Origin of the sequence: Tsukamurella hominis (genome assembly GCF_965137015.1) — a bacterium.
GTDB lineage: Bacteria > Actinomycetota > Actinomycetes > Mycobacteriales > Mycobacteriaceae > Tsukamurella > Tsukamurella hominis.
In genome coordinates, this window is sequence record NZ_CBCRZG010000013.1 from 86,963 (window position 1) to 109,023 (window position 22,061).

The 22,061-nt window shown below is 72.3% G+C and carries 23 protein-coding genes; 10 read left to right on the forward strand and 13 right to left on the reverse strand.

The window, feature by feature from the left end; all coding sequences use genetic code 11:
* Nucleotides 1-27: 27 nt before the first annotated feature.
* Complete coding sequence (locus tag ACM9LD_RS16395; protein ID WP_415677644.1) at nucleotides 28-1,197, reverse strand: GNAT family N-acetyltransferase; 1,170 nt, start codon at nucleotides 1,195-1,197, stop codon at nucleotides 28-30.
* Nucleotides 1,198-1,319: 122 nt separating this feature from the next.
* On the opposite strand from ACM9LD_RS16395, the gene ACM9LD_RS16400 reads away from it, so the two are divergent.
* Both ACM9LD_RS16400 and ACM9LD_RS16405 read left to right on the forward strand, forming a co-directional pair.
* Nucleotides 1,320-1,670 (forward strand): PadR family transcriptional regulator, encoded by a 351-nt coding sequence (locus ACM9LD_RS16400; protein ID WP_415677645.1) that lies wholly within the window; start codon nucleotides 1,320-1,322, stop codon nucleotides 1,668-1,670.
* Nucleotides 1,667-2,995: a permease prefix domain 1-containing protein gene (locus tag ACM9LD_RS16405; protein WP_415677646.1), complete on the forward strand. Its 1,329-nt coding sequence runs from the start codon at nucleotides 1,667-1,669 to the stop codon at nucleotides 2,993-2,995. Before ACM9LD_RS16400 ends, ACM9LD_RS16405 begins: the two co-directional genes overlap by 4 nt.
* On the opposite strand, the gene ACM9LD_RS16410 is transcribed toward ACM9LD_RS16405, so the two are convergent.
* Nucleotides 2,988-3,917 carry an AraC family transcriptional regulator gene (locus ACM9LD_RS16410; protein WP_415677647.1) on the reverse strand — a complete coding sequence of 310 codons (930 nt, stop codon included), beginning with the start codon at nucleotides 3,915-3,917 and terminating at the stop codon, nucleotides 2,988-2,990. The two genes, ACM9LD_RS16405 and ACM9LD_RS16410, sit on opposite strands and share 8 nt — an antisense overlap.
* Before the next feature lie 80 nt (nucleotides 3,918-3,997).
* On the opposite strand from ACM9LD_RS16410, the gene ACM9LD_RS16415 reads away from it, so the two are divergent.
* The 4 genes from ACM9LD_RS16415 to ACM9LD_RS16430 all read left to right on the forward strand — a co-directional run bounded on the left by ACM9LD_RS16415 (nucleotide 3,998) and on the right by ACM9LD_RS16430 (nucleotide 7,518).
* Nucleotides 3,998-4,441, forward strand: coding sequence for an anthrone oxygenase family protein (locus ACM9LD_RS16415; RefSeq protein WP_415677648.1), 444 nt, complete (start codon nucleotides 3,998-4,000; stop codon nucleotides 4,439-4,441).
* Nucleotides 4,442-4,496: 55 nt separating this feature from the next.
* The gene (locus ACM9LD_RS16420) at nucleotides 4,497-4,964 is read left to right on the forward strand and encodes an SRPBCC family protein (protein WP_415677649.1); all 468 of its coding nucleotides are present in this window, start codon (nucleotides 4,497-4,499) and stop codon (nucleotides 4,962-4,964) included.
* Nucleotides 4,961-5,734 carry a metalloregulator ArsR/SmtB family transcription factor gene (locus ACM9LD_RS16425; RefSeq protein ID WP_415677650.1) on the forward strand — a complete coding sequence of 258 codons (774 nt, stop codon included), beginning with the start codon at nucleotides 4,961-4,963 and terminating at the stop codon, nucleotides 5,732-5,734. The genes ACM9LD_RS16420 and ACM9LD_RS16425 overlap by 4 nt, the downstream gene beginning before the upstream one ends.
* Before the next feature lie 89 nt (nucleotides 5,735-5,823).
* On the forward strand, nucleotides 5,824-7,518 hold the full coding sequence (locus tag ACM9LD_RS16430; RefSeq protein WP_415677651.1) for a fumarate hydratase: 1,695 nt from the start codon (nucleotides 5,824-5,826) through the stop codon (nucleotides 7,516-7,518).
* Nucleotides 7,519-7,566: 48 nt separating this feature from the next.
* Here ACM9LD_RS16430 and ACM9LD_RS16435 read toward each other — a convergent pair whose 3' ends face one another.
* Nucleotides 7,567-8,148 (reverse strand): class I SAM-dependent DNA methyltransferase, encoded by a 582-nt coding sequence (locus tag ACM9LD_RS16435; RefSeq protein ID WP_415677652.1) that lies wholly within the window; start codon nucleotides 8,146-8,148, stop codon nucleotides 7,567-7,569.
* A gap of 460 nt (nucleotides 8,149-8,608) precedes the next feature.
* On the opposite strand from ACM9LD_RS16435, the gene ACM9LD_RS16440 reads away from it, so the two are divergent.
* Nucleotides 8,609-8,920, forward strand: a complete 312-nt coding sequence (locus ACM9LD_RS16440) for a hypothetical protein (RefSeq protein ID WP_415677653.1) — start codon at nucleotides 8,609-8,611, stop codon at nucleotides 8,918-8,920.
* A gap of 40 nt (nucleotides 8,921-8,960) precedes the next feature.
* A complete protein-coding gene (locus ACM9LD_RS16445; RefSeq protein WP_415677654.1) occupies nucleotides 8,961-9,548 on the forward strand; it encodes an NPCBM/NEW2 domain-containing protein in 588 nt (195 codons plus the stop codon).
* A 25-nt stretch (nucleotides 9,549-9,573) separates the two neighbouring features.
* Here ACM9LD_RS16445 and ACM9LD_RS16450 read toward each other — a convergent pair whose 3' ends face one another.
* Complete coding sequence (locus tag ACM9LD_RS16450) at nucleotides 9,574-10,992, reverse strand: class II fumarate hydratase (RefSeq protein WP_415677655.1); 1,419 nt, start codon at nucleotides 10,990-10,992, stop codon at nucleotides 9,574-9,576.
* Nucleotides 10,993-11,051: 59 nt separating this feature from the next.
* Nucleotides 11,052-12,059 (reverse strand): class II fructose-bisphosphatase, encoded by a 1,008-nt coding sequence (glpX, locus tag ACM9LD_RS16455; protein ID WP_415677656.1) that lies wholly within the window; start codon nucleotides 12,057-12,059, stop codon nucleotides 11,052-11,054.
* A gap of 155 nt (nucleotides 12,060-12,214) precedes the next feature.
* On the opposite strand from glpX, the gene ACM9LD_RS16460 reads away from it, so the two are divergent.
* On the forward strand, nucleotides 12,215-12,829 hold the full coding sequence (locus ACM9LD_RS16460) for a DUF4245 domain-containing protein (RefSeq protein ID WP_415677657.1): 615 nt from the start codon (nucleotides 12,215-12,217) through the stop codon (nucleotides 12,827-12,829).
* Nucleotides 12,830-12,845: 16 nt separating this feature from the next.
* Here ACM9LD_RS16460 and ACM9LD_RS16465 read toward each other — a convergent pair whose 3' ends face one another.
* From ACM9LD_RS16465 to ACM9LD_RS16475, 3 genes are read right to left on the reverse strand one after another with little or no spacing between them, the layout of a single operon-like run.
* Complete coding sequence (locus tag ACM9LD_RS16465) at nucleotides 12,846-13,055, reverse strand: exodeoxyribonuclease VII small subunit (RefSeq protein ID WP_068532691.1); 210 nt, start codon at nucleotides 13,053-13,055, stop codon at nucleotides 12,846-12,848.
* A complete protein-coding gene (gene xseA, locus ACM9LD_RS16470; RefSeq protein WP_415677658.1) occupies nucleotides 13,052-14,341 on the reverse strand; it encodes an exodeoxyribonuclease VII large subunit in 1,290 nt (429 codons plus the stop codon). Before xseA ends, ACM9LD_RS16465 begins: the two co-directional genes overlap by 4 nt.
* A complete protein-coding gene (locus tag ACM9LD_RS16475; protein WP_415677659.1) occupies nucleotides 14,338-15,030 on the reverse strand; it encodes a lipid droplet-associated protein in 693 nt (230 codons plus the stop codon). The genes xseA and ACM9LD_RS16475 overlap by 4 nt, the downstream gene beginning before the upstream one ends.
* Before the next feature lie 59 nt (nucleotides 15,031-15,089).
* On the opposite strand from ACM9LD_RS16475, the gene ACM9LD_RS16480 reads away from it, so the two are divergent.
* Complete coding sequence (locus ACM9LD_RS16480) at nucleotides 15,090-16,040, forward strand: 4-hydroxy-3-methylbut-2-enyl diphosphate reductase (protein WP_415677660.1); 951 nt, start codon at nucleotides 15,090-15,092, stop codon at nucleotides 16,038-16,040.
* Between the two features lie 72 nt (nucleotides 16,041-16,112).
* Here the strand turns inward: ACM9LD_RS16480 and ACM9LD_RS16485 are convergent, their stop codons facing one another.
* Genes ACM9LD_RS16485 through ACM9LD_RS16505 form a run of 5 tightly spaced genes read right to left on the reverse strand, consistent with a single transcriptional unit; the run spans nucleotide 16,113 to nucleotide 22,035 of the window.
* On the reverse strand, nucleotides 16,113-17,717 hold the full coding sequence (locus ACM9LD_RS16485; RefSeq protein WP_415677661.1) for a DUF6542 domain-containing protein: 1,605 nt from the start codon (nucleotides 17,715-17,717) through the stop codon (nucleotides 16,113-16,115).
* Between the two features lie 16 nt (nucleotides 17,718-17,733).
* Nucleotides 17,734-18,819, reverse strand: a complete 1,086-nt coding sequence (locus tag ACM9LD_RS16490) for a DNA recombination protein RmuC (protein ID WP_415677662.1) — start codon at nucleotides 18,817-18,819, stop codon at nucleotides 17,734-17,736.
* Between the two features lie 32 nt (nucleotides 18,820-18,851).
* Nucleotides 18,852-20,060: an AI-2E family transporter gene (locus ACM9LD_RS16495; RefSeq protein ID WP_415677663.1), complete on the reverse strand. Its 1,209-nt coding sequence runs from the start codon at nucleotides 20,058-20,060 to the stop codon at nucleotides 18,852-18,854.
* A complete protein-coding gene (locus ACM9LD_RS16500; protein WP_415677664.1) occupies nucleotides 20,057-20,566 on the reverse strand; it encodes a methylated-DNA--[protein]-cysteine S-methyltransferase in 510 nt (169 codons plus the stop codon). Before ACM9LD_RS16500 ends, ACM9LD_RS16495 begins: the two co-directional genes overlap by 4 nt.
* Nucleotides 20,563-22,035, reverse strand: a complete 1,473-nt coding sequence (locus ACM9LD_RS16505) for an AlkA N-terminal domain-containing protein (protein ID WP_415677665.1) — start codon at nucleotides 22,033-22,035, stop codon at nucleotides 20,563-20,565. The genes ACM9LD_RS16500 and ACM9LD_RS16505 overlap by 4 nt, the downstream gene beginning before the upstream one ends.
* Nucleotides 22,036-22,061 lie beyond the last annotated feature (26 nt).

Sequence of the window (22,061 nt, forward strand, 5' to 3'; positions counted from 1 at the left end):
CGGAACGGGGTGGCCGCCCGTCGGCGACTACGCAGCGGGACGGGCCTCGATCGCGCGGAGGAAGCAGCGCGCGACCGCGAGGCGCTCCGCGTCGTAGCCGTCCCACTTCGCCGCAGGTACGTCCTGATGCTCGACCTCGCGGAATCCCCGCCGGAGGAAGAAGTCGGCGGCGCTGTCGCTGACGGTCACGGCGAAGACGTGCGTCAGTCCCCGGCTGCGGCACAGCTCCACCAGTCCGTCGATCAGAAGACTTCCGGCGCCGAGCCCGGAGAACTCGGCGACGGTGATCAGGCCGGACACCTCGGCGTAGCCCGTGCCGGCGTATCGATCGACTTCGAGTCCGACCACGCCCGCCAGGTGACCGGTGCGGAGCACGCGGGCGCCGAGACCGCCGGCCGCCATGCGCGCGATCTCGGCCCGGCTGCGCGGTTTGAGGATGCCGTCCTGGACGCCCTGTGACACCAGCGCTTCGATCCGGGCGAAGTCGTCCACTTGGAGGGGCGCCAGGTGCAGGTACCGCCCGTGGGTGAGCACCGTGCCGCGACCATCGAAGGTGAGGAGCTCGTAGTCGAGGTCCTCGCCGCGGCAGAGGTTGACGCTGTACGCCCCGCCCACGAGGGCGGCCTGCGCCGCGGGCGCGTAGTCGTCGAGTCCGCGCCCGGCCAGGTGGGCCGCGAGGCGTTCGCCGTGCAGGTCGATGTCGGCGTAGCTGCGGGGTGGGTCACCCCACCCGCCCGCGGGATCGGTGAGCACCATCTTGGACGCGCGGACGCTCGCGGACACGGCCCCCGCGGTGTGGGCGAGGGTCGCGGGGTCCGCCCCGACGACGACGCGCTTCGCGTCGGTCACGGTGAGCCAGAGGTCGGCGACGAAGTCGTCGTTCCAGGTCGACGCGCCGTTCACCGCCCGGCCGCCGACCGCGTCGACGGTGGCCGCGGCGTGGTCGGCCGGAACCACGAAGACGAAGCGGGTGTCGCCGGCCGCGAAGGCGTCGACCGTGCGGCTGGCCGCGTCCAGGGTCGCGTCGTCGATCTGCGGGAGGGCGACGACGATCGTGATCCCGCGGAACTCCTCGACGAAGAACTCGCGCTCGGGGAGGGGGACCCGCTCGCCGCCGGTGTGCGCGCCGGCGCCTGCGCGGGACGCCGGCAGGGGCGGCGGCGATTGCCGGGCGGCTACCTGGGGGAGGTCGGTCACGTCTGACCAGGGTACTGGAGGCGCGCGACCGCGTCGCCGGGTCCGGGCGGCACCACGCGCCCTTGTCGTACCTAGAACCGCAAGGTATACCTGTACCTAGTGGTTCTAGGTATGGAGGTGCGATGCACATCGACAAGGACCTGGTCGCCGCCTCGGCGACCCCGCTGGTGCTGAGCATCCTCAGCGACGGCGACAGCTACGGCTACGCGATCCTCACCCGCGTCCGCGAGCTCTCCGGCGGACGGCTCGAGTGGTCAGACGGCATGCTGTACCCGCTGCTGCACCGACTCGAGCGGCTCGGGCACGTCGAATCGCGCTGGGGCGTCGCCGATACCGGCCGCAAGCGCAAGCACTACGCCATCACGCCCGCCGGACGGGAGGCGCTCGCGGACCGTCGTGACCAGTGGCGGGTCGTCAGCGCCGCCCTGGACGGTCTCTGGTCCGACGGTGCGCCGCAGGCGGGGCTCGCATGACCGGCCCGATCGACGCCCAGATCGGGCAGTGGCGCGGCTACCTGGAGGGACGTCGCCGGATGCGCGCCGACGAGGTGGACGAGCTCGAGTCCCACCTGCGCGAGTCGATCGCCGATCTCGAGGCCCGCGGCCTCGACGGCGACGAATCCTTCCTCGTCGCGGTCAAGCGCATGGGCGCCGCCGACGCGGTCGCGCACGAGTTCGCCCGCGAGCACTCCGACCGGCTGTGGAAGCAACTCGTGCTGGGTAGCGCCGAGGACGCGTCCGGGCGACGCGGTGAGCTGCCGGTGGTCCTGGCGCTGGGCGCCGCCGCGGGCCTCGCACTCGTCGCGGTGCTGCACCTGCTCGGCGAGTCCGCGCCGCGGTTCGTCGGCTTCGCGGTCGCGCCCTTCCTCGTCGGGTACTTCGCGTGGAAGCGCGCGATGCCCCGGCGGACGACGGCGGTGGTGCTCGGCGCCTTCGCGGTGATCGCGGGCCTGCTCGCGGCGTACCCCTTCGAGTCCGGCGGCTCGACCGAGGTCCTGGCCGTCGTCGCCGCGCCGGTGGTGCTGTGGTTCGGCGTGGGCGTCGCCTACACCGGCGGCGCATGGCGCTCGGCGCCCCGGCGGATGGACTTCGTGCGGTTCACCGGCGAGTTCGTCATCTACTTCCTGCTCATCGCCCTCGGCGGCGGCGCGATCACGGGCCTGACGATCGCCGCGCTGGGCGCCGTGGGATTGGACGCGGAGTCTCCGGTCACCGAGTGGGCGCTGCCGCTGTGCGTCGGCGGAGCGGTGCTGGTGGCCGCGTGGTTGGTCGAGGCGAAGCAGGAGGTGATCGAGAACATCGCGCCCGTGCTCACGCGGATCTTCACCCCGATCACGCTGGTCATGCTCGTGGTGGTGCTCGGCGCCTTCGCGTCGCGCCCGGGCCTGATCGGCGCGGACCGCGACCTGCTGGTCCTGATGACGGTGGTCCTCGTACTCGTCGTCGGGCTGCAGCTGTACGCGGTCTCCGCCCGCGACCCGCGGCGCCGGCCGGACGTCTTCGACCGGCTGCAGGTGGCGCTGGTCGTCGCGGCGATCGCCGTGGACCTCGTGGTGCTCGTCGCGATGGTGACCCGCACGGCCGAGTTCGGCACCTCGCCGAACAAGGCCGCCGTGCTGGGCCTGAACCTGGTGCTGCTGGTGATCCTCGCCGGCGCGGCCCGGCTCGGGCTCGGATTCGTCCGGGGGAGCAGGGACTTCGCCGCGATCGAGCGCTGGCAGACGAGCACGCTGCCCGCCTACGCGGCGTGGGCGGCGGTCGTCGCCCTCGCCTTCCCGCCGCTGTTCGAGTTCAGCTGACGGCGGCCTCGCGGGCCCGGAACTGCGACGGGCTCAGGCCGTGGTGGCGCTTGAACGCCGCGCTCAGGGCGAACGCGGAGCCGTAGCCCACGCGCCGGGCGATCACCTCGAGCCCGTCCTCCGACGAGGTCAGCGCGTCCGCCGCGAGGGTGAGCCGCCACAGCGTGAGGTAGCGGCCGGGCGGCTCGCCGACGCCGGCGCGGAATCGCGCCGCGAGCCCCGCCCGGGAGACGTGCAGCGCGGCGGCGAGCGAGGCGACCGTCCACGGCAGCTCGGGGGCCTCGTGGATCAGGTCCAGCGCGCCGGCGACCGCGTCGTCGACGGTGCCCGACAGCCACCCCGTCGGGGCGGTGCGCGCCGCCGCGCGGATCGCGGCGCAGACCACGACGTCGAGGAGCCGGTCGATCACGACGCTGTGTCCGGGGCGCGGGTCCGCGAGCTCGCGCCGCAGCAGCCCGAGCAGCGCCTCGTCGACCTCGCCGGGCGGGAGCACGGTGAACTCCGGGAGCTGTTCGACGAGGTGCCGGCCCACCTGGGAGGCCGAGGCGTAGGTCCCGACGAGCAGTTGATCGGGGCCGTCGTCGTGGTTGCCCCACGTGAGCAGCCCGCGGTGGGTGGTCGAGCGCATCGACTCGGTGAGCGGCACGCAGACCCCACCGGGGTCGATGCGCACCGTCGGCGGACGGTCGGGTTCGTCGGCCACTCGGTACCGCGGGCCGTGCGCGACGAGGGCGACGGCACCCGCCTCGAGCCGGATCCGGGTGCCCGCGCCGGTGACCCACGCGGTGCCGCGGTCGACGGCGATCGCGGTGAGCGGCGCTCGGTCGTCGATGTCCACGGACCACGGCGCCGCCATTGACAGGCGCAGCGAGAACAGGCCGTGCGCGCGGAGGCCGGACACCATCCGGAACAGCGGGTCCACTTCGCCAGATTAGACGAATGCGTATGGATTCGGGGGTCTGAACCATGGAAAACGCCAGTGGCGGCCGCGATCCTTGAACCATGCCACTCAAACTCCTCCTCGGATCGGCGGCCCTGCTCAGCGGGGTGCTGGCCGGCTTCTACTTCGCCTATGCCACCGTCATCACCGCCCAGCGCGCCGTCCCCGACGGTGCCGAGGCCATGCGCCGGATGAACATCGCGGTCGAGCGGCCGCCCTTCCTCGCGGTCTTCCTGCTGGCCCCGCTCCTCGCCGTGATCGCGGCGATCTGGCTCGTCGTCGCGGGCGAGTTCGACGCCCGGACGGTGGCCGGCGTGCTCGGTGCGGTGTGCGCGGTCGCGGCCCTGGTGCTGACGATCGCGATCAACGTGCCGCTCAACCAGCGCCTGACCGCCGGCACCGTGGAGTGGGTGGAGTACGCCCGCACCTGGGGGAAGTGGAACGTCGTGCGCACCTGGTTGTGCGTCGTCGGCGCGGTCGGCCTAGTGCTCCCGGCCCTGCGGTGAGCCGTCGGGAACCCGCTCTTGATACATTCCTTTAAACGAATGTATGCTGGTGGCTATGACCACAACTCTTGAACGCATCGTCGCCGCATCGCCGTCTCGCGTCTGGGAACTCTGGACCACTCCGGCCGGGATCTCCGCATGGTGGGCCCCGGAGGGCTTCCGCACCGACGTCACCCGTCTCGATCTCCGGCCCGGCGGCGAACTCTCCTACACGATGACCGCGATCGCACCCGAACAGGTCGCCTTCATGGAGCAGAACGGCCTGCCGCTCGCTACGCGGTCCGTCAAGTACTTCGCCGAAGTCCACGAACCGTCGCGCCTGTCCTACCGGTCCGTCATCGACTTCGTTCCCGGCCGCGACCCCTACGAGCACCTGACCGTCGTCGAGCTCCACCGCGACCCGGCCGGCACGCGCGTGGTCATGCACGTCGAGCCCATGCACGACGACGTGTGGACCGAACGGCTCGTCGTGGGCCGCGGGAACGAGCTCGACAACCTCGTCGCCCTGGTCGCAGCGGAGTGACGGAGGGACTGCAGCGAGCGCTCGCGGCGGTCGCCGAGCCCACTCGGTTCCGGATCGTCGGCCTCCTCGCGGAACACCCGCGAACCGTCTCCGACGTTCAGGCGGCGATCGGCGCGCGGCAGCCACAGACCACCAAGCACCTTCAGGTCCTCGAGGCCGCGGGGGTCGTCCGGGTGCACAAGCTCGGGCGCCGGCGAGTGGCGCGGATCGACCGCGCGATGATGCGGCGGCTGGCCGAGTACTTCGCCGCGCTCGCGGTCACCGGCGAAGACGACACGGCGCTCGAACGGTACGCGTTCGCGATCGCTGCGGAGGACCGCGGCGAGGGCATCCGCGCGGTCGCCCTCGACCGTGTCGTTGATGCGCCCATCGAGCGGGTGTGGGCCGCGTGGACCGATCCTGAGTGTGCCGCGACGTGGTGGGCGCCCAGGCATTTCGCCGTCGAGGACGTCGCCGTGGCGCCGACGCCGGGCGCGCCCGTCCGGCTCGTCCTCCGGGAGGGCGGCGGTGCACGGTACGTCTCCGAGGGGCAGGTCGTCGAGGCTGCGGCACCGCGCCGTCTCGTCTTCACTCTCGCGCCCGTCGACGCCGACGGCGTCCCGTACTTCGCCGCGCGACACACCGTCGTCCTGAGCGGTGGTGCGGCGACGACCCTCGCCCTGACGATTCACGTCACCGACGTCCGCGAGGGGGCCGCGCCCATGGTCGCCGGGCTCGAACCAGGGTGGGGGCAGTTACTCGACGCGCTCGCCGCGATGGTCGTGGAGTGAACCGCAGGTTCGGCATCGTCGGGCCCGGATCCCCGCAGGTAGGGCAACCTAACCCGGACCGGCGTCAGGCCGGGGAATACTCTCGATACGTGACTTCGAACAGCCCCGAATTCATCTATTCCGACCTGCTGCCCATCGGCCCCGATACGACGCCGTACCGGCTCGTCACGGCCGAGGGTGTGGAGACCTTCGAGGTCGACGGGCAGAAGTTCCTCAAGGTCGCGCCCGAGGCGCTGCAGCAGCTGACCGCGGAGGCGATGCACGACATCAGCCACTACCTGCGGCCCGCGCACCTGCAGCAGCTGCGGAAGATCATCGACGACCCCGAGGCGTCGGGCAACGACCGCTTCGTGGCGCTCGACCTGCTCAAGAACGTCAACATCTCCGCGGGCGGCGTGCTGCCGATGTGCCAGGACACCGGCACCGCGATCGTCATGGGCAAGAAGTCCGAGGGCGTGCTGACCGGCGTGGACGACGGGGAGTGGGTCTCGCGCGGCGTGTACGACGCGTACACCAAGCTCAACCTGCGCTACTCGCAGAACGCGCCGATCACCATGTACGAGGAGAAGAACACCGGCACCAATCTGCCGGCCCAGGTGGAGATCTACGCCACCGAGCAGGGGCCGAAGGGGCCGGAGTACAAGTTCCTGTTCATGGCCAAGGGCGGCGGCTCGGCCAACAAGTCGTTCCTGTTCCAGGAGACGAAGGCGATCCTCAACCCGGACCGCATCCTCACGTTCCTCGACGAGAAGATCCGCTCGCTGGGCACCGCGGCCTGCCCGCCGTACCACCTCGCGATCGTCATCGGCGGCACGTCCGCCGAGTTCGCGCTCAAGACCGCGAAGTACGCCTCGGCGCACTACCTCGACGAGCTCCCCGAGACCGGCTCGATCTCGGCGCACGGCTTCCGCGACAAGGAGTTGGAGGAGAAGGTCTTCGAGCTCACCCAGTCCTTCGGCATCGGCGCTCAATTCGGCGGCAAGTACTTCTGCCACGACGTGCGCGTCGTGCGCCTGCCCCGGCACGGCGCCTCGCTGCCCGTCGCGATCGCGGTGTCCTGCTCGGCCGACCGTCAGGCTCTCGGCAAGATCACGGCCGACGGCGTCTTCCTCGAGCAGCTGGAGACCGATCCGGCGCAGTACATGCCGGATGCCGGTGTGGCGGAGGACATCGAGGGCGGCGCGGTCGTCGAGATCGACCTGAACCGGCCGATGCCCGAGATCCTCGCCGAGCTGTCGAAGTACCCGGTGAAGACCCGCCTGTCGCTGACCGGCCCGCTGGTCGTCGCGCGCGACATCGCGCACGCCAAGATCAAGGACCTGCTCGACTCGGGTCAGCCCATGCCGCAGTACCTCAAGGACCACCCGGTCTACTACGCCGGTCCCGCGAAGACGCCGGAGGGCATGGCGTCGGGCTCCTTCGGGCCGACGACGGCGGGCCGCATGGACAGCTACGTCGACCAGTTCCAGGCCGCGGGCGGCTCGATGATCATGCTGGCCAAGGGGAACCGCTCCAAGCAGGTCACGCAGGCCTGCGATACGCACGGCGGCTTCTACCTCGGCTCGATCGGTGGCCCCGCCGCCCGGCTGGCGCTCGACTGCATCAAGTCGCAGGAGATCATCGAGTACCCCGAGCTCGGCATGGAGGCCGTGTGGAAGATCGAGGTCGAGAACTTCCCCGCGTTCATCGTGGTCGACGACAAGGGCAACGATTTCTTCACCGATCCGTCGGGTGAGGTCGCCCTGCCGCTCAGCGGGATCCGGGTGCGCTCGAAGGAGCGGTAGGTCGTCCGGCGCACCGTTGCCGGGTTCGACGGTGCGCTGCTCTTCCCGTCAGGCGGGCCGCAGGATCGACACGGCGAAATCGGCTCCGTCGTGCCAGGGCTTGACGTCCCAGGTTGCCAGGCGCAGATCGGTCCGCAGCCCGGCTTCGGCGGCGTGGGCGTCCAGCTGATCCGGCGTGAGCCCGCGGTTCGTGTGGAAGCCGACGATCGCGAATCCGTCTGGCGTGAGGTGCTTCCGGAAGTTCGCGAGCACCGTCGTCTCGGTGCCCTCCGCGACGAAGACCAACACGTTCCCGGCGCAGACGATCGCGTCGAAGGTGCCGTCGAGGTCCAGCTCCGCGAGGTCCTGCACCAGCCAGCGCGGGCCCGGATGATCCTCCTGCGCAGCGGCGATGAGCTTCGGGTCGACGTCCACGCCGGTCACGTCGTGGCCCACGGAGTGCAGATACCCGCCGATCCGGCCCGGCCCGCAGCCGGCGTCCAGGATCCGCGACTCGCGGGCCACCATCGCGTCGACGAGGCGCCCTTCACCCGCGAGGTCCGCGCCCTCCCGCGCCATCGTCCGGAAACGCTCGATGTACCACTCGCTGTGGCCTTCCTTGGTGTCCGTGAACCAGCGCGGCGTGCTCATGCCGTCCAAGCTACCCGCAGGGGTTCGCGCCGATCGCGACGCCGTTGCGGAAGGTGCGCACGTACGCTCCGCCCCTGTGCTGCACCGCATAGCAGGCGGCCCCGAGGTCGTTGCCGTAGTCGATGTACGGCGTCTAGAACCGTTCGCCGTTCGCGTCGACCGCGTTGATCGAGCCGCAGGTGAGCGCTCCGCTGCAGCAGTAGTGCGCGGTGGGCCCGGCTGGCGATGAGGGCGCGCAGCGAGGGGTTGCTCTCTTCGATCGAGACGAGGGCCAGGATGTACCGCTCCGCCTACCGCGACGGGCCCCGGGGGACGAGTGTTGTTCGGCTGAGAGCACCTCGATCAGTTCCCTGCGGTTTCGGCGGCGCCGACCTGCGATTCGGCCGCCGAAACCGCAGGGAATCGATCGTGCGACGCGCCACACGGATCTACTACGCGCGGTAGTGGGTAGGGTCGAGGAATGAGCGACATCATCGACCGGATCGGAACCGCCCCGATCGCCGCCGCGGGACTCGTGGGCGGCTACTACGTCGCCCGGGAGACCGGGATCCGCCCGCTCGGCGGCGTCGTGCTCGCGGCGGCGGGTGCCGCGGCCGGCCAGGGCTGGTACGCCAAGGCCGGTGCGGGGACGGCAGCCGCGCTCGGCGCGGTCTACCTGGGCGGATTCGGTGCGTCGCACCCGCTGGCGAAGAAGATCGGCGCGTGGCCGTCGGTACTCACCGTCGCGGCGATCGCCGCGGGCGCGTCCTACGTGCTCGTCGATCGTCGCTGACCCGAGGTGCCCGGGTCCGGCGACGGGCTATCCTCAGCGGGTGAGATTGAGAACAAGTTTCACCGTAGCGACCTGTGTAGCCGGCCTCCTGACCGCGGGCTGCGGCGCACAGGCGGCACCGTCGAACGAGACGCACCCGGGCTCGCACAGCGTCGAGGCCACAGCGGCCACGGCCTCGTCGCTCACCGTGGCGGAGGACGCGGGCTCCACGCCCACCGGCACCCCGCTCTACGCCCGCCTGGCCAGCTCCAGCGCCGTCGGCGACACGGGCCAGGCCCTCACCGCGACCCTCGCGGGCAAGACCTATCGCAGCGCGACGGGGATCTGGATCGGCTGCGAGGGCACCGCGGCGACCGCTGTCTACCGGCTCGGCGGCGAGTTCACGAAGCTCACGGGCGTCCTGGGCCTCCAGCCGCACACCCCGAGGGGCCTACGGGTGCGCGTCTCGTTCATCGTCGACGGCGCGACGAAGCTGGCCGCCACCCTCGTGCGCGACGACGCGCCGCAGACCCTCTCGATCCCGCTCGACGGTGCCCGGTCGGTCACCGTCTCCGCCCTCGCGACCGACGGTGAGTGCGCGCCCGCCCCGGCGCCCTACGGCGCCATCGGCGCGGCGAGCCTCACCTGATCGTCCGAACCCGGCGGCCGCAGTCTCACCTGACCCGGTCGACGTTGGCCATCGCCAGCACGTCGAGCCGCCGGTCCAGCTCCTCGAGAGTCAGCTTCTCGCCGATGAGCCCGCGGTCGATGACGGTCTGCCGGATCGTCTTCCCCTCCTTCAGCGCCTGCTTGGCGACCGCGGCGGCCTCCTCGTAGCCGATGAGCGAGTTGAGCGGCGTCACGATCGACGGCGACGACTCGGCGAGCGTGCGCAGCCGGTCCTCGTGCGCGACGAGCCCCTCGATGCAGCGGTCCGCGAACAGCCGGGAGACGTTGGCCAGCAGCGCGATCGACTCGAGCACGTTGCGGGCCATCATCGGGATGTAGACGTTGAGCTCGAAGGCGCCGTTGCCGCCGCCCCAGGCCACCGCGGCGTCGTTGCCGATCACCTGCGCGGCCACCTGCGTCACGGCCTCGGGCAGCACCGGGTTCACCTTGCCGGGCATGATCGAGCTGCCGGGCTGCAGGTCCGGCAGGGCGAGCTCGCCGAGGCCGGTGAGCGGGCCGGAGCCCATCCAGCGCACGTCGTTGGCGATCTTGGTGAGCGAGACCGCGATCGTGCGCAGCGCGCCCGAGAGCTCGACGAGACCGTCGCGCGCCGCCTGCGCCTCGAAGTTGTCCTTCGCCAGCCGGATGTCCTCGACTCCCGTGAGCCGCACCAGCTCGGCCACCACGAGCGAGCCGAAGCGCTCCGGCGCGTTGAGGCCCGTGCCCACCGCGGTGCCGCCGATGGGCACCTCGCCGACGCGGGGGAGCGTGGCCCGCACCCGCTCGACGCCGGCCTCGACCTGCCGGGCGTAGCCCCCGAACTCCTGGCCGAGCGTCACGGGCACGGCGTCCATGAGGTGCGTGCGGCCGGACTTGACCACCTCGCGCCACGAATCGGCCTTCGCCGCCAGCGCCGCCTGCAGGTGCTCCAGCGCGGGGATCAGGGTGGTCACGGCCGCCTCGGTGGCCGCGACGTGCGTCGCGGTGGGGAAGGTGTCGTTCGACGACTGCGACATGTTCACGTCGTCGTTGGGGTGCACCTGCACGCCGGCGCGTCCGGCCAGCGAGGCGATCACCTCGTTGGCGTTCATGTTCGAGCTGGTGCCGGAGCCGGTCTGGAAGACGTCGATCGGGAACTGGTCGTCGTGCAGCCCGTCGGCGATCTCCTGCGCGGCGGCGATGATCGCCGCGGCCTTCTCCGGCGCCAGCAGTCCCAGGTCCTGATTCACCTGCGCCGCAGCGGCCTTCAGGAGCCCCATGGCACGGATCTGTGCGCGTTCGAGCGGGCGGAAGCTGATCGGGAAGTTCTCGACGGCGCGCTGCGTCTGCGCCCGCCACAGCGCGTTCACCGGCACCCGGACCTCGCCCATGGTGTCGTGCTCGATGCGGTACTCGGTCTCCGGGGTATCAGCGGTGTTAGCCATACCTTAGAAACCTACTCGGGCCCCGGGATCATTCCCAGGGCCCGAGGAGAAGATCACTCTCAGTCGAAGATCTGCGCGTAGGTCTTCAGCTTCGTCAGGCGGTGCGTCGCGTCCACCGTGCGGACCGTGCCCGACTTGCTGCGCATGACGATCGACTGCGTGGTCGCGCCGTCGGCGCGGTACTTGACGCCCCGCAGCAGGTCGCCGTCGGTCACGCCGGTCGCGGCGAAGTAGACGTGGTCGCCGCGCACGAGGTCGGTGGTGCCGAGGACCTGGTTCGGGTCGATGCCCAGGTCGGCGAGGCGCTGCTTCTCGACGTCGTTCGACGGCGCCAGGGTGCCCTGGATCTCGCCGCCCATGCAGCGGAGCGCCGCCGCGGCGATGATGCCCTCGGGGGTGCCGCCGATGCCGACGAGGATGTCGGTCTTGGCCTCGGGGCGGGCGGCGGCGATGGCGCCGGCCACGTCACCGTCGGAGATGAGGCGCACGATCGCGCCGGTCGCGCGGATGTCGGCGATGAGCTGCTCGTGCCGGGGGCGGTCCAGCACCGTCAGCGTGACGTCGGTGACCTTGATGCCCTTGGCCTTGGCGACCTTGGCGATGTTGTCCGCGATGGGCGCCTGGATGTCGATGACGCCGGCGGCCTCGGGGCCCACGGCGATCTTGTTCATGTAGAAGACGGCCGAGGGGTCGTACATGGCGCCGCGCTCGGCGACCGCGAGCACGGCGATCGAGCCGGGCATGCCCTTGGCCATCAGGGTCGTGCCGTCGACGGGGTCCACGGCGACGTCGGTCGACGGGCCGAAGCCGTTGCCCACCTCTTCGCCGTTGTAGAGCATGGGCGCCTCGTCCTTCTCGCCCTCGCCGATCACGACCACGCCGCTCATCGACACTGTGGAGACCAGCTGGCGCATCGCGTCCACGGCCGCGCCGTCGCCCGACTCCTTCTGGCCGCGCCCCACCCAGCGGCCCGCGGCGAGCGCGCCGGCCTCCGTCACGCGGACCAGCTCCATGGCCAGGTTGCGGTCCGGCGCGATGGGGTTCTTCTCAGCGTGGGTATCGGACATGGATTCCTCCGGATCTCGATGCGCGCGGGTGGGCGCGGCGGGCCTCGCTCGATTCTTCCATGCCCTATCGGTCGGCGACGGGGCCGGTCGGGCCGCGGCCCGTCGCGCCATGCCCGCCTCCACCGCCGGACGTCGCGCGCGGGATACTGGACGACGTGGCTGACAAACCCCGGATCCTGCAGAACCGTCGCGACATGGTGCTCACGATGGTTCCGCTGCTCGCCCTGTGCCTGATCGTGCTGTTCGCGTCCGGCAACTTCAAGCTGGGCTTCGGCGCCGACCCCAAGGACGAGACGGTCGAGCCGATCAACCCGAAGGGCGTCTTCCAGGTGTCGGCGGACACGCTCGGCTTCCCGGTGCGGATGCCCGGCGGCGCGGGCGTGGTCGACGGGGTGCCGGAGGGCTGGAAGGCCACCGCGACTCGCGACGACGACGTGGTGGGCGGCACGGTCTTCTCCGTCAACTACGTGACGCCCGAGAAGAACTCGCTGCAGCTCTCGCAGTCCGGCTCGCCCGTCGAGGCGGTGCTCGAGTCCGTGTACGGAGCGAAGGCGAAGCCCTCGGGCACCGTCCCCGTCGAGGGGCGGACCTGGGACGTGTACGGCCCGAACGACAAGAACCGCAGCGCCTGGGTGCTGCAGGTCGACGGTGCCGTCCTCGTCGTCTTCGGCGGCGGCACCGTGCCGCGGTTCACCGAGCTGGCGGCGGCGGTCCAGTCGCAGCAGCCGCTGCCGCGGTCGGCGGCCCCGGCCCCGGCCGCGCCCCGGTAGGCAGCGGCCCGTCCGCTCACTCCTCGGCTGCGATCGCCTTCTCGATGCGCTCCCGCGCGCCCGCGAGGTGCTCCTCGCAGCGCTTGGCGAGCGCCTCGCCGCGCTCCCACAGGTTCAGCGATTCGTCCAGGTCGATCCCGCCCTGCTCCAGCAGCTTCACCACCACCGCGAGTTCGTCGCGGGCCTGCTCGTAGCCCAGCTCTGCCACCGGTGTCTCGTCGCTCATGCCTCATCCTCGGTTCGTACGGAGATCTTCGTCACGCCCATGACGGCTGCGCTGGCGGCACCGTCGGGCAGCCGGACCCGCAATTGCGAGCCGGGCGCGAGTTCGTCGATGCCGCGGACCACGGGGTTCTCGCCGTCCGGCGTCACCTTCTGCACCACGGCGTAGCCGCGGGCCATCGTCGCGGCGGGCCCGAGCGACGTGAGCCGCGCGGCCAGGTGCGCGGTCCGCTCGGATTCCCGTTCGACGGTGCGCCGCACGTCCCGCCGGACGTCGCGCAGCAGCCGCGCGACATCGTCGGCGCGGTCGTCGACGAGGCGTAGCGGGTGCGCGAACACCGGTCGCGACCGCAGCGCGTCCAGCGTGTGCTCCTCCCGGCGCACCCACCCGCGCAGTGCCGCCGCCGCGCGCCCGCGCAGCTCGGCGATCCGTTCCAGCTCGGCGACCACGTCGGGCACCACGCGCTTGGCGGCGTCGGTCGGCGTCGCGGCGCGCACGTCGGCGGCGAAGTCGCAGAGCGGGTTGTCGGGCTCGTGGCCGATGGCCGAGACGATGGGGGTGCGGGCGGCGTGCACGGCGCGGCACAGCGTCTCGTCGGAGAAGGGCAGCAGATCCTCCACGCTGCCGCCGCCGCGCGCCATGATGATGACGTCGACCTCGGGGTCGGCGTCCAGGGCGCGCAGGGCCGCCACCAGCTGCGGAACGGCCGTCGGCCCCTGCACGGTGGCGTACTCGGCGCGGATCCGCACGTCGGGCCAGCGGCCCTCGGCGATCGACCGTACGTCGCGCTCGGCGGCGCTGGCCCGCGCGGTCACGAGTCCGACGGTGCGCGGCAGGAAGGGGAGGGGCCGCTTGAGCCGCGGGTCGAACAGGCCTTCGGCGTGCAGCAGCTGACGCAGCCGCTCGATGCGGGCGAGCAGCTCGCCCACGCCCACGGCGCGGATCTCGGTGATCCGCAGCGAGAGGCTGCCGCGCCCCGTCCAGTAGGTGAACTTGCCGCGCACGATGACCTGCGTGCCCTCGTTGAGCGGCACCTCGGAGCGGTCGAGCACGGCCGGCAGGCACGTGACCTGCACCGAGACGTTCGCCGACGGGTCGCGCAGCGTGAGGAAGGCCGTCCCCCCGCCGCGGCGGTTGAGCTGGGTGATCTGGCCTTCGACCCACACCTCGCCGAGGCGGTCGATCCACTGCGCGATCTTCATGGAGACCACGCGCACCGGCCACGGGTGCTCCGCGCTCGACGGGCCGCCCGCGCCGCCGGTCGCGCTGGTCGAAGCCGGTCCGGTCACCGCGTGATGCGGTTCTCGAGCATCGTCAGGAACGGGGGCCGGGCCTTGTGGCCGCGTTCGTACTCGACGAGGGACTCCACCTCGGGCGTGGTCAGGCCGGGCAGCCGCCCGCGCAGCTGCGCGAGCGTCAGCTCGGGGTAGTCGATGCGGACAGCCGCGGCGGGCAGGTCGTCGGGCGTCTCGGCGGGCGCCGCCGGGTCCGACGGTGCCGGGGCGGGGGAGCTGTACAGCGCGTACCGACCCGCGCCCGCCGGTGCCTCTTCCGCAGCGGGCTGCTCGTCCGCGGCCGGCGGGGCGGTGGCGACCGAGGCGCCCGAAGCGGCGTCCTCGGCGTGCGCGGCAGCGTTGGCCGGCGCGGCCTCGGGCGAGGCGGCGGGAGCGGTGGCCGGCCGGACCTCGCCGTAGGCGGGCCGTGCGACGGGCAGATCGACGTCGACGTCCTCGTCGTCGTCGAAGGTGGCCCACGCCGCCTGTTCCTCCTCCTTGGCGGGGAAGACGGCCTCGAGTGCGCGGTCGCCGCGGATGGCGAGGTCGGCGAGGTCCTGCTGGACGTGGATGAAGGCCTGCGCGGACTTGCTGCCCAGGGTGAGCGGGGCGCTCACGGCGCCCCCGACGATCTCCTGGCCCTTCTCGGCGGCGAGGGCGACGGCCCCGACGGCGACGCGGACCACGAACGGTAAACGGCTCATGTGTCCAGGGTGCCTCATCGGGCCCACCGGCACACCGCCAGGTGCCGTAGCCTGGAGGCATGAGTTCTGGCAAGCGTGTCCTGCTGGCCGAGCCGCGTGGCTACTGCGCGGGCGTCGACCGTGCGGTGGAAACGGTCGAGAAGGCCCTCGAGAAGCACGGCGCCCCGGTGTACGTGCGCAAGGAGATCGTGCACAACCGGCACGTCGTGGAGACGCTGCAGGACAAGGGCGTGATCTTCGTGGACGAGACCGACGAGGTGCCCGAGGGCTCGCTCCTGGTCTTCTCCGCGCACGGCGTCTCGCCGGCGGTGCACGAGGGCGCAGCGCAGCGCAGCCTGCGCACCATCGACGCGACGTGCCCGCTGGTCACCAAGGTGCACCAGGAGGCCAAGCGCTTCGCCCGCGACGACTTCGACATCCTGCTCATCGGCCACGAGGGGCACGAGGAGGTCGAGGGCACGGCCGGTGAGGCGCCGCAGCACGTGCAGCTCGTCGACGGGCCCGACGCGGTCGACAACGTGGTCGTCCGCGACGAGGACAAGCTCGTCTGGCTCTCGCAGACCACCCTCTCCGTCGACGAGACGATGGAGACGGTCCGCCGGCTGCGGGAGAAGTTCCCGAAGCTGCAGGATCCGCCGAGCGACGACATCTGCTACGCCACCCAGAACCGGCAGGTCGCCGTGAAGGCGATGGCCCCGGAGTGCGATCTGGTGATCGTCGTGGGCTCGCGGAACTCGTCGAACTCGGTGCGCCTGGTCGAGGTGGCGTTGCAGGCCGGTGCCCGGGCCGCGCACCTCATCGACTTCGCCCGCGAGATCGATCCGGCATGGCTCGACGGCGTGGAGACCGTCGGCATCACCTCCGGCGCGTCGGTGCCCGAGATCCTGGTCAAGGGCGTCGTCGAGTACCTCGACGGCGAGGGCTTCCACGACGTCAAGCCCGTCACCACCGCGAACGAGACGCTCGTCTTCGCGCTCCCGCGCGAGCTGCGGCCCCGCGCCAAGGCCTGACCGCACCTCCGAGGACGAAGGGCGCGCCACCGGATCCGGTGGCGCGCCCTTCGTCGCGTGCTGTGGGGGGAGTCAGTCCTTGTAGCGGTGCCGGCGGATCGGCCGCGGCTCCTCCGCGGGCTCGGCGAAGTCGTCGCGGAAGTTGGTCTCCACCGGTGCGTCCTCGCTCAGCGGCCGGTAGCGCGGGGGCCGGTAGTGCTCGTAGCGCCCCGGGTTCGACGGTGCGTCGCCGCGGCGGGCGGTCCGCTCCTCGCCGGTGAGGCTGGGCAGGTCCGGCTGCGCGGCGCGGCTGCCGGAGATGCGAGGCAACGACGCGAAGTCGTCGCGCGGGATCCGCGGCCGCTGCCGCTCGGCGCGGGGCGTCGCGGGCTCCATACCGCGGGCGCGGTCGATGTCGCCGGCCTCACGCCGGTAGTCGCGCGAGTCAGCGGGGGCGGCGGCCCTTCCGACGGGGACGTCCGCGCGGCCCTCCGCGCTGCGCGGGGTGCGCCATCGGGGCTGCGGATCGCCGATCCGGCGCCGCTCGTCGTCGTGCCGCAACTCCCGCGAGTCGTGGATGCCGGGGCGGGGCCGGTCGCCCTGCGCGACAGCAGGACGGGGCCGGGCACCGCGTGGCATCGCCCGACCGTCGTCGGCGGGGCGCCGGGGCATCGACGGCCGCGGGATCTGGCCGGAATCCGGCCGGACCACGCGGTTGATCTGGGTGGCGGGGGCGCCGGCATCGCGCGCGGCGATCTCCTCGCGGGTCCGCGCGAGGCGCGCCGCCGAATCCCGGCGCTGTTCGTCCCGCTGCACCTCGCTGCGGCGGAGCTCGCGACGGGGGTCCTCGCGGCGCGCGGCCGAACTGCGGCCCCGGGCGGCGGTGTCGGCCGCGGCGGAGGCCGGCTCGCGGCGGTCCGCGCGATCCCGGACGGCGCGGCTGGACCGGTGCGCGGTCGCCCGGCTCTGGTGCCGCTCGGACCGGCCGGTGCCGTCGCCGGCGAGGGCTGCGGCGCCGACAGCACCGGCGGCGGGCTCAGGACGCAGGCGGGCGAAGGCCGCGCGGATCCGGTCGCCGATCGGCAGGCCGGCGGATGCGGCGGCGGCGGGCTTCTTCGCTGCGGCGGCACCTGCGGCGGCGCCCGCGGCCGCGGCGGCAGCGGGCTTCGCGGTGCCCGGCTTCGCCGCACCGGCCTTGACGGCGCTCTTGGCGGCGGACGTCTTCGCCCCCGACGCCGCGCTGCTGCGCTGCGCGCTGCGAGCGGTCGCGGTGAGTGAGCGGTACTGCAGCAGGCGCGCGCCGCCGATGACCAGCACGATCACCGTGGTCCAGAACATCCACGGGAACAGCGAGATCATGGGGAACAGCACGTCGGTGAGGATCTGGCTGGTCTTGCGCGGGCTCGGAAGGGAGAACCAGCGATAGAGGGGGATCGCGGTGGCGATGATGAGGGGCGGCTGGACCATCGCGGTGAACAGGGCGCGGTTGCGTACCGCGAGCACGGCCACGACGGCGCCCACGGCCATGGCGAGCACGCCGGCGTTCGCGCCCGCGAACTCACCCGAGGCGAGGGCGCCCGCCGCGGTGAAGACCAGCATGGTCAGGACAGCGCCCCACCACGGCAGTCCGGGCACCGTCGCGAGCACGGAACGCTCGTCGACCGGTACCTGGGAGCGGGACGGTTGGAACTTCGACACAGGTGAACCGTACCGGTTAAGGCTGTGAGAACCGAGAATCTGCCGCCGTGGGGACGGCCCGCGGCGCGCGGTCGAGCTCCAGCGGATCCTCGCGGGAACCGTCGGGAAGGGAGTCGAGGTCGGCCAGGCGGCGCGCGGTGACGCCCACCCGCGCGTTGTAGGAGCCGACCGTGGCGTTGAACGCCTCCACGGTCCTGCCCAGCGCCGTACCCAGTGAGGAGAAGTGGCTGTTGAGGACGTCGAACCGCTCGTTCAGTTCGCGGCCGAGGGCCTGGATGCGCGCGGCGTCCTCGCCGAGCGCGTGCTGTCGCCAGCTCAGCGCGACGGCGCGCAGCATCGCGACGAGGGTTGTGGGTGTGGCGAGCACCACATTCCGGTCGAGGGCGAACTCGAGCAGCTCGGGGTCGGCCTGGAGGGCGGCGTCGAGGAAGGCCTCGGCGGGCACGAACATCACCACCAGCTCCGGCGAGCCGACGGCTTCCCAGTACCGCTTGCCCGCCAGCTGCACGACGTGGGAGCGGAACCGGCGGGCGTGATCGGCGAGGAGGGCGGCGTGCTCCGCGGGCGGCGCCTCGAGCAACTGCAGGTAGGCGTCCAGCGGCACCTTCGCGTCGACCGCCAGGTCGCGGCCGCCCGCCATGTGGACCACGACGTCCGGCCGCACCCGTGTGTCCCCGACCGCGCCGCCCACCTGGGTGGAGAAGTCGCAGTGCCGGCTCAGCCCGGCCAGCTCCACCACCCGCTCGAGCTGCAACTCGCCCCAGCGGCCGCGCACCGTGGACGACTTCATCGCCGAGCGCAGCGTGGCGGTCTCCGCGCGCAATGCCTCACTCGTGCGCGCGACGGTGCCGATCTGTTCCCGCAGCCCCGCGAAGGCCGCGACCCGGCTGCGCTCGGCGACGGCGAACTCGTGGCCCAGGGATTCCAGGGTCTGCCGCAGTGGCGCGAGCAGCGCGTTCACCGGTCCGGCCACTGCGTCGGGTGGCGGGCCGGCACCGTCGGACCGGCCGGGCGGCGCGGGCAGGGACCGGGCCAGGAGGATCCCGACGGCGCCGCCGACCAGCAGCGCCAGCAGCGCGACGATCAGATGCGAGAGGTCCATGGCGTCAGCATGGCCGCCCCCACTGACAAGTTTCAGGCCGTCTCGGCCGGGGCTTCGTTCGCCGGCTCCGCCGCGGGCGTCGCGGGCTTGCGCCGGAACTTGTCCCAGAAGCTGGGCTTCGGCTCCTCCTCGGGCGGCGGCGTCTCGCCGGTCTCCTCGTCGACGAGCTCTCCGAGGTATCGGAACAGCACCGCGATGGCCGCCGCGACGGGCACGGCGAGGAACGCGCCGATGATGCCGAACTGAGTGCTGCCGAAGGCGATCGCGAGCAGGACGATCGCGGGGTGCAACTGCATGGAGCGCGACTGCAGGATCGGCGAGAGCACGTTGCCCTCGAGCTGCTGCACCGCGATGACCACCGCGAGCACCGCGAGCGCCGTGCCGAAGCCGTTGGTCACCAGCGCCACGACCACCGCCAGTGCGCCGGCGACGAACGCACCCACGATCGGGATGAAACCGCCCAGGAACGTGATCACGGCCAGCGCGCCCGCGAGGGGTACCTGCAGGATCACCAGGCCGAGGCCGATGAAGAGGGCGTCGATGAAGCTGACGACCGCCTGCGTGCGGATGAAGCCGCCCAGCGTGGCCCAGATGCGGCTGAGCAGTTCGGCGAAGTGCTCCGAGACCGGCGTGCCCGAATGCCGCTTGAGCCACGGCATGAACTTGTCGCCGTCCTTGAGGAAGAAGAAGGTCAGCATCGCGACCATCACGATCGCCACCACGAAGGAGCCCGCGGCGCTGACGCCGGTGAAGACGCCCGTCGCGATGGTCTCGGCGCTCTCCTGCAGCTTCTTGGTGATCGAGGTGACGAACTTGCTGATCTGCTCGTCCTGCAGGTTCAGCGGCGGGCCCTGCGCCCACTTCTGCACCTTGCCGACACCCTCGACGGCGCGATCGGCGATCTCCTTGGACTGCCCGCCGATGGACGGGGCGATGGCGCCGATGATCCCGCCGAGCAGGCCCAGCGAGAGCAACAGCACGAGCGCGGTGGCGAGCGCGGGCGGCAGCCCCTTGCTCCGCAGCCAGCGCACCGGCGGCCACAGCACCGTGCAGAGAAGAATTGCCAGCAGCACGGGCAGCAGGATCGACCAGAACTCGCCGATCACCCAGCTGAGCACGAACAGCAACGCCGCGACCGCGACGGTCCGCCAGCTCCAGGTGGCCAGCCAGCGGCCGGCCTCGCCATAGACCTCGCTGCGGGTCTTCTTGCCCGGCGGCGGGGTCGTCGTCTCTTCGCTCACGTCGCGATCGTATGTGCCTCGTGCGCCAACAGCCACTCCTTCACGGCGAGTCCCCACCGGAATCCGCCCAGGGAGCCGTCCAACCGCAGCACCCGGTGGCAGGGGACGAACAGTGCCGCCGCGTTGCGGGCACAGGCCATCGCCGCGGCCCGGACCGCCGCCGGCCGGCCGGACAGGTCGGCGTACTCCGTGTACGTCACGGGCCGCCCGGGTTCGACGGTGCGCAGCACGTCCCAGGCGTGCTCGACGAAGGCGCCGGAGCGCTGGCGCACGACGATGTCGTCGATCGCGGCCACCTCGCCGGCGTGGAAGGCCGCGACGGCCCGAGTGACGGCGCCGAGCTCGGCGCGCTCGTCGACGGCGGTGGGCCGCAGCGTCGTGTGGATGACGGGCAGTAGGTCGCCGGGGTCCGCGGTCCAGCCCGAGGCGAGGACGGCCCCGTCGGCGTCGACGACGGCGGTGAAGGGCCCGGCGGGCGTGGCGACGGTGGCGAAGTGGGCGGTCACGGGGTGATCCTCCGGTCGGTGGTGAGCGAGTGGTTCCACAGGTGCAGGGAGACGTAGCTGCCCCACGGGCTCCACCGGTTCTCGGTGATGTCGAGCCCGAGGGCTTCCGCGCCCTTCACCACGACGAGGTCGGACGCGAGGAGGGTATCGGGGTCGGCGAGCAGGCGCATCGCCACGTAGTCGGCGGTCCACGGCCCGACTCCCTTGAGCCGCAGCAGCTCCGCGCGGGCCTCCTCCCGGGGCATGCCGCCGTGCAGCACGAGTCGCCCCTCGGCCAACTCGGCCGCGACGCCGAGGATCGCGGCGATCCGGGTCCGCGGGCCGGTGAGCACCTCGCCGCCCCGCTCGGCGACGGCGGCCGGGGTGGGGAAGGCGCGCCGCACCCTGCCCGACGGGTCGTCGACCTCCGCCCCGAGCGCCTCGACGAGCCTGGCCTGGTGCGTGGCCGCCGCGGCGATGGAGATCTGCTGCCCGATCATGGTGCGCAGCAGTAGCTCCGCGGGGTCGACGGTGCCGAACAGGCGGATGCCGGGCGTCGCGGCGACGAGCGCCGCCAGCTGCGGATCGGCACCGAGCGCCTCGTCCACGGCGGTGGGGTCGGCATCCAGGTCCAGCAGGTGCCGCAGCCGCGTCACCGCCGTCGACAGGTCGCTCATCGCGGCGAGCGACAGCGTGGCGCGCACGTACCCGTCCGGCGCGGAACCCAGGTCGACGGTGGCGATCCCGTTGCCGCCCGGCAGGCTCAGGACTCGGGCGTAGTGGTCACCGTCGGCGTACTCGAGGCCCGCCACGGCGTGCGCGGCGAGGAACCACCGCACCCAGCCGGTGGCGAACGGTCCGCGCAGCGCGAGCCGCAGGCTCAGTTCTCCGGTCGACGGTGCCGCCGGGTCGGGTCCGCGCTGCGCCCGTAGCTCCGACGGCGTCCGCGCGAAGACCTCGCGGATCGTGTCGTTGAACTGGCGGATCGATGTGAAGCCGGCGGCGAAGGCGATGTCGGAGAAGGGGAGCGGGGTTCCGGTGATGAGGATCCGGGCGGTGGTCGCGCGGTGTGCCCGCGCGAGTGCCAGCGGGCCCGCGCCGAGCTCGACGGTGAGGACCCGGGTGAGCTGCCGGGAGCTGTAGCCGAGCCGCGCGGCCAGGCCCGTCACTCCGGACCGGTCGACCACCCCGTCGGCGATGAGGCGCATGGCCCGCGCGGCGAGGTCGGATTCGAGGTTCCACCGGGGCGAGCCGGGCACCGCGTCCGGAAGGCACCGCCGGCACGCCCGATAGCCGGCGGCCTGCGCCGCAGCGGCCGTGAGATGGAAGCTCACGTTCTGCGCCTTCGGGGTGGTCGCGGGGCACGACGGACGGCAGTAGATGCCGGTGGTGGCGACGGCGGTGTAGAACTGGCCGTCGAACCGAGGGTCGCGCCCCGCGATCGCCCGGTAGCACCGGTCGAAGTCGAGGTGGGGTGAGCTGGTGGTCACGCCATCGACTCTGGCATCGCGCGGGC